General features: G+C 54.4%; 7 protein-coding genes. 4 read left to right on the plus strand and 3 right to left on the minus strand.

Annotated features, from left to right (window positions below):
- Window positions 1-101 precede the first annotated feature (101 nt).
- A complete protein-coding gene (locus FHG12_RS13705) occupies window positions 102-1,559 on the plus strand; it encodes a hypothetical protein (protein WP_139516268.1) in 1,458 nt (485 codons plus the stop codon).
- 32 nt (window positions 1,560-1,591) lie between these two features.
- Here FHG12_RS13705 and mltG read toward each other — a convergent pair whose 3' ends face one another.
- Both mltG and FHG12_RS13715 read right to left on the minus strand, forming a co-directional pair.
- Window positions 1,592-2,668, minus strand: a complete 1,077-nt coding sequence (gene mltG / locus FHG12_RS13710) for an endolytic transglycosylase MltG (RefSeq protein ID WP_139516269.1) — start codon at window positions 2,666-2,668, stop codon at window positions 1,592-1,594.
- Window positions 2,669-2,707: 39 nt separating this feature from the next.
- A complete protein-coding gene (locus FHG12_RS13715; protein ID WP_139516270.1) occupies window positions 2,708-4,195 on the minus strand; it encodes a helix-turn-helix domain-containing protein in 1,488 nt (495 codons plus the stop codon).
- A 202-nt stretch (window positions 4,196-4,397) separates the two neighbouring features.
- Between FHG12_RS13715 and aceB the strand changes: the two genes are divergently transcribed.
- Together aceB and aceA are read left to right on the plus strand one after the other, a co-directional pair.
- Window positions 4,398-6,026, plus strand: a complete 1,629-nt coding sequence (gene aceB, locus FHG12_RS13720) for a malate synthase A (protein WP_139516271.1) — start codon at window positions 4,398-4,400, stop codon at window positions 6,024-6,026.
- A gap of 167 nt (window positions 6,027-6,193) precedes the next feature.
- A complete protein-coding gene (gene aceA / locus FHG12_RS13725) occupies window positions 6,194-7,477 on the plus strand; it encodes an isocitrate lyase (protein ID WP_139516272.1) in 1,284 nt (427 codons plus the stop codon).
- 212 nt (window positions 7,478-7,689) lie between these two features.
- On the opposite strand, the gene FHG12_RS13730 is transcribed toward aceA, so the two are convergent.
- Window positions 7,690-8,862, minus strand: a complete 1,173-nt coding sequence (locus FHG12_RS13730; protein WP_139516273.1) for a ribonuclease D — start codon at window positions 8,860-8,862, stop codon at window positions 7,690-7,692.
- 638 nt (window positions 8,863-9,500) lie between these two features.
- On the opposite strand from FHG12_RS13730, the gene FHG12_RS13735 reads away from it, so the two are divergent.
- On the plus strand, window positions 9,501-12,566 hold the full coding sequence (locus FHG12_RS13735) for a SusC/RagA family TonB-linked outer membrane protein (RefSeq protein ID WP_139516274.1): 3,066 nt from the start codon (window positions 9,501-9,503) through the stop codon (window positions 12,564-12,566).
- Window positions 12,567-12,588: the final 22 nt, after the last annotated feature.

The following is a 12,588-nucleotide window of genomic DNA, read 5'->3' on the forward strand; positions in this document are numbered from 1 at the left end:
AACGCGTGAGTGAGACAGCTCTTTTTATACTTCGCAACGCCTTACAAGCGGGCAAAATAGCAATGCAGGCCACGGGAAACGACAAACTAACAACAAACTCCTTGTTCTGGCTCTGGACGGCGCTGCTCCTGGTCATGGTCGTGCGCCTGTACAAGTTGCCGCAGGCATCGTTGCCCGACTACGATTCGGTGCGTAACTGGCAGATTGTCCATGAGATAGCGCAAGGCCGGCTCCAGAACTTGTTTCACCACGCCAGCCCCGGATTTTTCATCGTGTTTGCGCCGGTGGCGGCTCTGCACCCCGATTTTCATTGGTTCCAGTACCTCAACGTGATGATTTCGGTGCTGGCAGTTGGCTGGCTGGTAGCATTTATCGGGCGCGAACTGGACTTGCAAGGACCCGATTTGGCCCTGATGGCGCTGCTTGTGGGCACGGCGGTATTCCCCACTTTTTCATCCCGCGACTTTACAATGGGCTCCCTGAGTCTATTGGTATTTGTAGGCTTGCTGCGTACTTACTATCAACGAGTTACAGAGCCTTCGCAAAGTGCGTTGCTCAAAGCCGTCGTCTGGCTGGCACTCGGGTTGTGCGTGAACTATAAATTCCTGCTGACGCTGCCGATTTTGGCGGTTTTGGAGCTGCTGTGCAACGATAAGCTGCTGTTTCGGCAGAAAAACCTGTGGCGGCTGTTGTTGATCCTGGCCTCGCCTTACCTGGTGCTGGGTTTGCTGGGCTGGGCCGTTGGGCTACCCATATACCGTTGGCCAGCAACGTATTATGCTGTTCTGTTCCCGTCGGCCATCAACGCAGCGGGGCGTACAGGCAATGTGCGGCTGGACCTGCTCTACTACTTCTGGTTCCTAATCGACTTTGAGCTGCCGTTGCTGCTCGGGATTGTGTTTTTCCCGTTGGTGTTCGGGCGCGAGATCTGGACGGGCCTGCGCCGCCCCAATCTGTTAGTTTACCTGGCCGTGTGGGCGTATTGCCTGTTGGGCGGGATGTCGTTGCTGTTGAAGGCACCGCGGGGGCTGCTGTTTGCGTACGGCCTCTTTGCCGTGTTGGCGTATCTGTGTTTGCTGCGTCTTACTCGCACGCGGGTGGTGATCAAACTGGTGGCTGTCCTGCTAGCTGTGGCGCTTAACCTTTTTCGTATTCAGCGCGAAGTATATGCCTATACACCAAGCAATTACCCAAAAGCGGCGGCTTGGCTGAAGGCACATAAAGCCGAAGCACTTGTCAGCACGGTTGGCCAACAGATTGTCCCGTACGTAGCGCCCGACTCTGTAATCGTCATTACGGATGAGCGGCAAGTGGCGCCCCTGTACAAGCGCGGCTACCGCTACGTGCTGCTCGACGCGTATTGGCGCGTCGCTGGTATCCGGCACTTCCAAGGCCTTCGCAAGCAAAAGCCGGTCGCCGCTTGGTCGGAGCCCATCTTAACCTCGCCCTTGCTTTTTTTGGAGCACTCCGAGTTCACGGGTTTAGGCTATGAAGAAACCCTCGCCATCCAGCGAGCCGCCAAGCAGGATTCGCTACAACTGCGGTTGTTACAGTTATAGATTTATAATATATTGATAATCAGTGTTTTATATTATCGTTTGATCTTCAAACTGTCCAGCATGTGTTGATATTTCCGCGCATTCTGCTTGTGAATGGCGAAAGTTTCGGCGAAGTCTGAAAAGCCGCTATGGTCGGGGCGGGCGCAGAAGAAAAAGTATTTGTGCGCCGTTGGCTTAAGCACCGCGTCGAGGCTCTGGCGGTTGGCCGACGTGATGGGCCCCGGCGGTAATCCCTTGTTTTTGTAGGTGTTATAGGGCGAATCGACCAGCTTGTCCTTGTTCAGCACACGTTTCACGCCGAAGTTGCCGATGGCCCAAAGCAACGTTGGGTCGGCTTGCAAACGCATGCCCGTGCGCAGCCGATTGAGGTACACACCCGCGATTAGCGGTTTGTCTTCGGGCTTGGCGGTTTCGCGCTGCACGATGCTGGCCAATACATGCACTTGCGTAGGCGAAAGCCCCAGCGAGTCGGCGCGTTGGCGCCGTAAAGGCGTCCAAAAGCGCCGGTGCATGGCCGCCGCCGAATCGAGAAACTGCCGCGCCGACGTATTCCAGACTAGTTTGTAAGCGCCTGGTAGAAAGAGCGTTAATATAGTCGTAGTGTCCAGATGATACCGTTGCTGTAGAAAGGTGTTGTCTTGCAGAAGCTGGCGTAAGCTCCCCGAATCGGCTTCGAGCTGGCGTGCGATCTGACGAGCCAGTTGGGGCTTGTATTTGAACGCATCCAGCGTAAAATCAACGGTATCCTGCTGACCAGCCAGAAGTTTACTGACTAAGTCAGAATTGCTCTCTTCGAAGTTCAGCAAATAACGGCCCGGCCGAACGTGCTGCGGGTAATCGCGTTGTTGCGCCAGCCAGAAAAATGTTTCGGGTTCAAGCAATAAGTCTTGGCGCTCAATGGATTGCATGACGTCATCAAACGAAGCGCCGGTGCGGATGTACAGGTACGCCGGCCCGAACGGAGAAGGCGTTACATTGGGTTTCCACAGCACGCGCCACGCCCCATACAGCGCAATCGCGCCCACGAGCAGCACAACCAGCAACAGCGCTTTGATAACACGGCGACGCAGGCGAGCAGAAGACGATTTGGGGCGCAAAACTTGAGGCATTCCCTGAAATTTGAGTCGGCAAAAAAGCGGTTGGCGGCGTCAATCGCCGTTTACCAAAGCCGCGACAGCTTCTTCCAGTTCCAACTGGCGCTCTTGGCGCTCTATTTCAACAGGCGGCGCCGAGCGCACTTCGCAGTCGGGAATGGGGCAGCGCTCGCAGGTTTCGTTCACTACTTTCAGCGGAATGGCCGGATCACTGATGAACTTAACCTTCTGACGCAGAGCGTCATCGCACAGCAAGCCAACAGTCACGCTTACGGCTGGTTCGGTGGCGGTGCGAGCGCGGGCCAGAGTAAGGCAGAGGTATTCGTTATTAGTGCCGTAATAGCGCGAATGTTGGGCGCCCAGCGCAATGTTGGGGCCGGTAGTAGCCGGCTGTTGGCGGAGCTCCTGAATCAGGCGCAGCGAAATCCAGCGGCGGCAATAATGCTCGTGGAGTTCGTTGCCGTGCGGATTGTGCAAGCGCGAAATGTGCAGCTCCTTGGTCAGCACGAAATCGTTGGCGGCCGTTGCTTGGTCGAAACGCAGAAAAAACATGCTTTGCAACCCAAAATGCCGCGGCAGCAGGTTGGTAACACGCTGCATAAACATCTCCGGCGACACGTCATACTTGGTAATCAAATCCAGCAGCTGCGTGGGCGCCCATTTTTTGTTGGCGAAAAACTTCTGCAAGTCCCGCACCAGCGTTTCTTCCTCCATCAGCAACGCGCCGGCGAAATAGGAAGCCTTGAAGTTATTGAGCACTTCGTCGAAGGAGCGAATGGGAAAGTTGGCGTTTACATAAGGCCGCTCCTTGAGGTTTAGGTAGTTAAACGCCACCTCGCGGCCCAACACAAACGCTTGCTGCGTGCCCGAAAGGCCCGGCCTGAGCAATAGGCATTTGGTTTTGGGCTGGTATACCGAGCGCAAACGCCCCAGATTGGTGTATTGCCCTAGTGTTTCGCGGTCTAGCTTGTAGCCGTATTTTTCTACCAGCACCCGTTCCAGCTGTGTGGTGTCGAAAGGGGCAGTGGTCGTGATATTTTGCTCGACGGTGAAGGTGCGCACGTCCTGCTCCAACTCCTCAAAATAGTTGTCGCACATCTCCTGATACGAGCGCAGCGCTGCCAGAAAGAAGTTTTCCTGCCGCATTTCGTAGTTGCGGGCGATCTCAAAAAGGGTGCTGATGAAGGCATTCATCTTGGCCGGCGCGTCGGCAATCAGCTCCACGATGCGTGTGGGGTCGAGCCCAAACATCTCCAGCGGAAACTCCTTCAGCAAATCCGACTGGAGCAATTCAGAGATAGGCGCTAGGCGGCGGCTTAAGGTCAGCGAGGTAAGCTGATCATACGTCACACCTAGTACCTTGCTTAGGCTCAGGATCTTATCGGCTTTAGGGTATTTTTTCCCTTTCTCAATCTCGTTGAGATACGAAACCGAAACATCGCAGGCGCGTGCCAGCTCGGCCGGCGTAAAACCACGTTCCTGGCGCAGTTCGCGCAGTTTTAGTCCAAATATTAACCGGACAACCTGACCGTGACTTAGCATATGCAGCAATAGGAAGGGCGAAGCATGAGGAAGTCCACAAAGAACTAGGATTTCGTCAAGTCAACACGAAAGACGGATAAAAAATCCTGCAAATCTACGTTGAAACAGCGATTAATAATTATTAGCGAAAATTCGCTTGTTAATAAATATTCGCTGTTATATATTTGGTTATACAGCTTCTATCACCCTAACCCTCAGCGCTATGAAGTTTGCCGAACCCCACACGCTAGTTCCCAAGCCCAAATACCTTACGCCTGATCGGGTGAAAGTGCTGGGTGAGTTCACTTCCGAGTTTGCGGAGATTCTGACGCCCTCGGCGCTCGCTTTTATTGCCGAACTGCACCGACGTTTTGATGGTACGCGCAAGCAGCTGTTGGCACGGCGTACGTTGCGGCAGCAGCAATTTGAAGCCGGCGTGCTGCCTGATTTCCTGCCTGAAACTCAGCTAATTCGGGATAAGGAATGGACTGTATCGCCCGTGCCGAAAGACTTGCTGGACCGGCGGGTAGAAATTACGGGCCCTACGGACCGCAAGATGATCATCAACGCGATGAACTCGGGCGCGAAGGTATTCATGGCCGATCTGGAGGATTCTAACTGCCCCACGTGGAGCAATGTGATCGAAGGGCAGCGCAACCTGCGCGATGCTGTCCGGCGCACGATCTCGCTCAGCACGCCCACCAAAGAATATAAGCTCAACGACGAAACCGCCGTACTGATGGTGCGGCCGCGTGGCTGGCATCTGCTTGAGCGTCATGTGCTTGTGGATGGCGAGCCCATTAGCGCTTCGCTGTTTGATTTTGGCCTTTACTTTTTCCATAACGCCCACGAGTTGTGCGCTCGCGGTAGCGGACCTTACTATTACCTGCCCAAAATTGAGAGCCACCTCGAAGCGCGGCTCTGGAACGACGTGTTTGGCTTCGCGCAGTGGTCGCTGAAAATGCCGAAATGCGTAATCAAAGCCACGGTGCTAATCGAGACGTTGCCGGCGGCGTTTGAACTCAACGAGATCCTATATGAGCTGCGCGAACATTCCGCGGGCCTGAACTGCGGCCGTTGGGATTATATTTTCTCCTACATCAAGCGGCTTGGTGCGAAGCCAGAGTTTCGCTTGCCCAACCGCGCCGACGTCACCATGACGGTGCCCTTTATGGCGGCTTACTCACAGCTCGTCATCCAGACTTGCCACCGCCGCGGCGTGCACGCCATCGGGGGCATGGCCGCTCAAATTCCCATCAAAGATAACCCTGAAGCCAACGAAGCCGCGCTGGGAAAAGTCCGGCAGGACAAGGTGCGCGAGGCCCAAAACGGCCACGACGGCACCTGGGTCGCACATCCGGGGTTGGTGCCGGTGGCGCTGGGCGTGTTTAATGAGCTGATGCCCAGCGCCAACCAAATTGATCGCAAGCGCGAAGACGTACACGTAACCGCTGCCGATCTGGTGCGGGCGCCCGAAGGCCGCATCACCGAAGAAGGCCTGAAGCTCAACATTGATGTGGCCATCCAGTACCTCGAAGCGTGGTTGGGCGGCAACGGCTGCGTACCCATCTACAACCTGATGGAAGACGCCGCAACGGCCGAAATCTCGCGGGCGCAGGTGTGGCAATGGATTCATACGCCTAATACGAGGCTCGCCGACGGCCGCCCCGTAACGGTGGAGCTGTACCGTTCGCTTGTGCCCGGTCAGCTGCACAAAATCCGCGATCTGGTAGGGGAGGCCCGCTACGATATGGGCCATTACGAGCAAGCCGCCCGGCTGTTCGACCAGTTGGTGGTCAATCCGCAGTTCACGGAATTCCTGACGCTGCCGGCCTACGAGCAACTAGGGTAAGCCGCATTCGGAGGCATCTTCCGGTCATGTTTTTCTGGCTTTTTGCTGACAGGCGTTATGTCTGGCGGTCGACTATTGTCTTTGGTGTAGATATGCTATTTAATATAAATAATTGGCTGTGAGGTATTTATGATTTACAGCTAAACCAACCTTAACTTCTTTTCCTCATGAACAAGCACGAACGAATCGCTGCTATTGCGCACGACTGGTCCCATAATCCACGCTGGTCTGGAATTGAGCGGCCATACGCTCCCGAAGACGTAGTGAAGCTGCAAGGCTCCGTCAAGATTGAGTATTCGCTGGCCCGCCAAGGAGCCGAGCGGCTGTGGCGATTACTGCATTCGGAGCCGTATGTGGCTGGGTTAGGGGCCCTGACCGGCAATCAGGCGGTGCAGGAAGTGCAGGCCGGCCTCAACGCCATCTACCTCAGTGGCTGGCAGGTAGCGGCCGACGCCAATCTTGCCGGCCAGATGTACCCCGATCAAAGCCTGTATCCTTCGGACAGCGTACCCAACGTGGTGCTGCGCATCAACAACGCCCTGCTCCGCGCCGATCAGATCCAGACCCTGACCGGGGACGGCAATGTGCACTGGCTGGTGCCTATCGTGGCCGATGCGGAAGCGGGCTTTGGAGGCAATCTCAACGCGTTTGAGTTGATGAAAATGATGATCGAAGCCGGGGCCGCGGGCGTGCATTTTGAAGATCAGCTTTCGTCGGCCAAAAAATGCGGCCACCTCGGCGGCAAAGTGCTAGTGCCTACGCAAGAGGCTGTAAATAAATTGGTTGCGGCCCGCTTGGCTGCCGATGTACTGGACGTCCCCACACTCATCGTAGCCCGCACCGATGCCGACGCCGCCGACCTCCTGACTTCGGACATCGACGAGCGCGATCTGCCTTTTGTCATCGACGCTACCCGCACCAGCGAAGGTTTCTACCGCGTTCGGCCGTGCGTCGAAGCCTGCATTGCGCGGGGGCTGGCTTACGCACCCTACGCCGACCTGATCTGGATGGAAACGTCACACCCCGATTTGCAGCAGGCCCGCGACTTTGCCGAAGGCATTCACGCCAAATATCCCGGTAAGTTGCTGGCTTACAATTGCTCACCGTCTTTCAATTGGGCCTCCAAGCTGAGCAAAGAGCAAATGGAAACCTTCCGGGAAGAGCTAGCCGCAATGGGCTACAAATTTCAGTTTATCACGTTGGCAGGCTTTCATGCGCTCAATACCAGCATGTTCGAGTTGGCGCAGGCCTACCGCGAACGCGGCATGGCGGGCTATTCCGAGCTTCAGGAACGGGAGTTTGCTCTGCAAAAGCACGGTTTCAAAGCCATAAAGCACCAGGCATTTGTCGGTACGGGCTATTTCGATGCTGTCCAGCACATAGTTTCAGCCGGCAAAGCCAGCACTGCCGCGTTGGTTGGCTCTACGGAAGAAGCACAATTTTCTACCTGAACCACGGCTTGGGGCGGAGGAGTTGGATTTTACGGATTTTGTGGACGTTTTGGGTTCTTCGCTCATGCCCTTTGATAAGACTTGAACAGCAAAAAAGCCCGCTGCATATACAGTGGGATTTTTTGTAAATATCTGGTTATCAAGCGCTTATAGGATGAGCCAACTCTTCTACAAGATCCGTGAAATCCGGCTCCTCCGCTCCAAGCCGTGGTTCAAACAAACGGATCTGCCAACGAACCATAATCTAGGTTGTGACGCTCGGCGGTTTCGCGCAGAATGGTTTTCTGCCACGGGCGCAGCACTTGCTCGGCGCCCAACTCGATGATATCGGCCACCAAGCGGTTGGAAAGCACCAAGTTGGCCACGTAGCCGTTTATGTCGTTGGTAATGTGCGTCTTCAGCGTAAGCAGAAGTTGCTCGCGGGCATCGGCCCGAGCCGCTTTGTCGCCGTTGAGGCGTCGTCGGAACGGAAAACGGCGCTGCTCGGCAGGCGGGGTAGGCTCGGGAACCGCAACGAAATTGTCGGGCGAAAGCGCCGCCAGTTGGTCGAGGTAGGGCATGCGCTTCAGCTCTGGGTGCAAGCCGCGGGCGGCCTTCCAATCGTTGGCGCTGCGGGGCGTATCGCGCACCAGCTCCGACAAGCGATCGTTGGCAAAAACCATATAGGGCGGCCGGTCCAGCTCCTTAGCCAACTGATCGCGAAGCAGATACAAATCGCGGAACAGCGGCAGCTCGTTGGGCTGAATGCGGTATTTGCCCGCAATTCGCAGGTACGGCCGTTCGTCGCGGGTATAACGAACGTCTTCGAGCGCTGCATTTTCTTCGTTGGCCCACTGCGTGCGGCCCAGGGCCGCTAGCTTTTCGCTGAGGCGATCGGCTAGCTCAAACAAATACAGCACGTCGTTGGCTGCGTACAGCTTCTGCGCTTCGGTAAGCGGGCGCTTCAGCCAGTTGGATTTCTGTTCGCCCTTATCTACTTCAATCCCTAACTCGCTCTGTATCAGGCGGCCCAAGGAAATGTTGTTGTCCGATTCACCCAGTAAGGTATACTGCACGCTGGTATCGGTGATGGTGCGCACATGCACGCCGAATAGCTCATCGAGCAGCAGAATGTCGGATTTGCAGCTGTGAAATACCTTCTCGATAGCTGGGTTGCGCAACAAAGCCCAAATTGGCTCCAGCTCGTGGGCCGGGTTGGTAAGCGGAATAGGATCGAGAAGGTAAACTTCAGTGCCGTCGAAAATCTGAATTAAAGCCAAGTTGCGCCCGTAGCGGTGGCGCATGTCGTCGAACTCTAAATCAACTCCTAAACGCGGTTTAGAGCCTAAAATTCCGGCAACGTGCTCAATGGCAGCGGGCGTCGTTAGGTATTGAATATTAGCCATTAAATAAGAGGAACTGCAGAAAAAAGGCTGTTGAAAGCGGCTGGACGCAGAAGGTTCTGTGAGGGTAAAGGTATGCAGTTACGGCGGGAGAATGCAATCGGGTTCGTGTTGCATCCCATTAAGCCATGGGCTGAGTACAAATGGAGCCCGCGCAGTCACTTATTTAAGTAGCTCAACCCTCTGCAAACCGCTCCTTGAATTTACAGCTACCTGGTTGCTGACCGTGCCGGATTTACTTGGATGCAAGCTAATTCAGCATCAGCGCATAGCTATAAGTGATTATTCAAGAAACGTTTGCACTGGATTTTACGGCCAGATGAGCATTCGATTTGAAATAAATTATTTCCCTGTTTTGTCTAAAGCATTGTTGTTGAAAAAGTGCCTTTCTGTTGCATAAGGCTGCTTTTTGACTATTTGTAACTAGCGAAACCTCCTATTTAACCTTAGTTATATCTCATTTTATTTAGCTAGGTTAAACCATCAAACCTGCTTTTAATTTAATTTGTAGTCGGCCAGTTGCAGCTTTAGGCCGACACTCCCTTGTTTTACCGGTCAGGATGCAAAACCTTCATTCTGTTTTGCATCAAAATCTCAGTCCGGCATTTTTCACTCTAACCGGCCCAGTGGGTCAACCTCTAATGAAACAAAAATTTCTACTCACCCTTGTGTGGTTCCTGTTGCTGGCGACAGCGGCGTGGGCCCAGACCAGGACAGTAAGTGGTCACGTAACCGGAGCCGATGGTTCTGGACTGCCTGGGGTAACAGTGCTGGAGAAAGGCACTACCAACGGCGCCAGCACCAACGCTAGCGGCGAGTTTTCGCTCACTGTTCAGCCTAATGCAACCTTAGTAGTAAGCTCAATTGGGTACACCACCCAAAACGTTGTGGTCGGCAATCGTTCGACCGTCGACATTACTTTAAAGACCAACGACGTACTGCTCAGTGAGGCAGTAGTGGTAGGTTATGGTACCCAATCGAAAGCTGACTTGACGGGTGCTATCACGCAAGTATCGGGACGTGAGGTGCAGAATGCACCCGTACCGAGCTTCGAACAAGCTATTCAGGGCAAAGCGGCCGGCGTTTTCATCGAAAACAGCAGCGGCAAGCTGGGCCAGGGCATCAAAGTGCGGGTGCGCGGAACAAGCTCCGTGAGCGGTGGCACGCAGCCGCTGTACGTTGTAGACGGCATTCCGATCATTTCGGAAAACCAATCGGGTACTTCTGCTGCAACCAACCCGATTGCCGACCTGAACCCAAACGATATTGAGAGCATCAGCATTCTGAAAGATGCCTCAGCATCAGCTATTTACGGTTCGCGGGCATCTAACGGTGTTGTGCTGATTACCACCAAGCGTGGTAAGGCCGGTGGAACAAACTTCACTTTAGGCTACCAAACAGGCCTAAGTGAGCCTACCCACCTCAAGGATTTCTTGAATGCCCAAGAATACGTAGAGCTCATCCGTGAGGCCGGTGCAAACCGCAGCGCTTCGTACCTAGCTAACACCGTTGAGGCTCGCCTACGCCGCTATTCGGCTGGCAACGACGACTACAAAACCGGTGCTGTCAACGTTGATTGGCAGAAAGAAGCTTTCCAGCGTGCTCCCTTCAGCCAGTATGACCTGAGCACGAGCGGTGGCAATGATAAGACTCGCTACTTCGTGTCGGGCCTTTATAGCGACCAGAAAGGCATTATTATCGGCAACAAGTTTGAGAAGATCAGTGCTCGGGTAAACCTCGACCATAAGGCAACTGAACGCCTGACCATGGGCCTGAACTTTGGCTTGAGTCGTACGCGCAACAACCGTATTTCGAACGACAACGCTTTCAGCACACCTATTCAGATAGTGGCGCTGTCGCCCATCACGCCGCTGATCGACCCACGTACTGGCCTAGCCAGCGGCGCTCTCGATCTGGCTACCGGCTTGCCCAACATCAACTATCCGGTTTACTACAACCCGATCCTGAGCTACATCGGCCAGAGCTACGTAGCTACTACGTACCGCAGCCTCGGTAACGCATTTGCCCAATACGAATTTGTACCTGGCTTGACATTCCGCAGCGAACTTGGAATCGACCTGTTGAACCAGGATGAGGATGCCTATTATGGCCGGATCACGTACCGCAACAGCGGCCCCAACAACGGCGATGCTTTCAACCGTCGAGTAATCAACGGCCGCTATACGACCAACAACTACCTCACTTACCGCAAGACTTTCGCTGAGAATCACTCACTCGAAGTCGTTGGTGGTATGGCTTACGAAGAGCGTAAGCTTAAGACAAGCAGCGTATCGGGTCAGCAGTTTCCCAGCGATGCCTACACCAAGATCTCAGGTGCGGCCATTATTAATGCCGGCTCTACGAACGAAACAAGCAGCGCTTTGCTGTCTTACTTCGGCCGCGTAAACTATGCTTTTGCCAACAAGTACTTGGTTAGCGCAAGCTTCCGCGCCGATGGTTCGTCGCGTTTTGGAGTGAACAAGCGCTATGGCTATTTCCCAGCTGCTTCAGTAGGCTGGGTGATCACGGAGGAAGACTTTATGAAAGACCAAACTATCCTGTCTTTCCTGAAGCCTCGCGTCAGCTACGGCATCACGGGTAACCAAGACTTCGGTGACTTTGTGTCGCGCAACCTGTATGGCCCAGCTGCCTACGCCGGCGTACCCGGTCAGGCTCCTACGCAGATCGGTAACCCTGATCTGAAATGGGAAACCACTGCTCAGGCCGATGCCGGTCTGGAATTTGGCTTCTTGGGCGGTCGCATCAGCGGTGAGGTAGATATCTACCAGAAGAAAACGAAGGATTTGGCCCTGTTCGTAAACGTGCCCGCTACCAGCGGTTTCACGCGGCAGTTCCGCAACGTTGGTAACCTGAATAACAAAGGCGCCGAATTCGTGGTGAACACGCGCAACCTAGAAGGTGCATTCACTTGGAATACCAGCATCAACGCTTCTACTAACCGCAACAAAATCACCAACTTACAAGGGCAGGTGATTGAAGGTGGCTTCCTGAACCGCGCTGTTGAAGGCCAGCCTATCGGCGTGTTCTTCGGTAAGGAGTATGCCGGCGTAGATCCTGCTAACGGTGACGCCCTGTTTTACCTGAACACCCCGAATGCCGATGGCAGCCTTGATCGCACCAAGACCAACGATTACGACGCTGCTCAGCGCGTAATCATCGGTAACCCTAACCCCAAGTGGACGGGTGGTGTAACCAACACCTTCGGTTTTAAGGGCATCGACTTCAGCTTTACCTTCCAAGGTGTATTCGGCAACGACATCTACGATGGCGGTGGCAAATTCCAGTCGGCTAACGCCAGCAACGGCTACGACAACCAGACCAAGGATCAGTTGAAGCGTTGGCGGAAGCCTGGTGATATCACCAACGTGCCCAAGCCCGTATTCTTTGACCCCAACGGTACGGCGGGGGTAGGCGAATCGTCGCGTTACATCTCTGACGGCTCCTACGTTCGCCTCAAGACCGTGACGCTGGGCTACAATCTGCCTTCTTCGCTTGTTAAGGCCGCCCACCTGCAGTCTACTCGCATTTACGTGAGCGGTGTGAACCTGCTGACGTTTACGGATTACAAAGGCTGGGACCCCGAAGTGAACGCCGACTACTTGGCTGGCAACATTTCGCAAGGAAACGATTTCTACTCGGCTCCGCAGGCCAAAACTTACACGATTGGCGTCAACATTGGTTTCTAAAAGTCCGTCGGACTTTTGCCAG

This window comes from Hymenobacter jejuensis, from assembly GCF_006337165.1.
Classification (GTDB): domain Bacteria; phylum Bacteroidota; class Bacteroidia; order Cytophagales; family Hymenobacteraceae; genus Hymenobacter; species Hymenobacter jejuensis.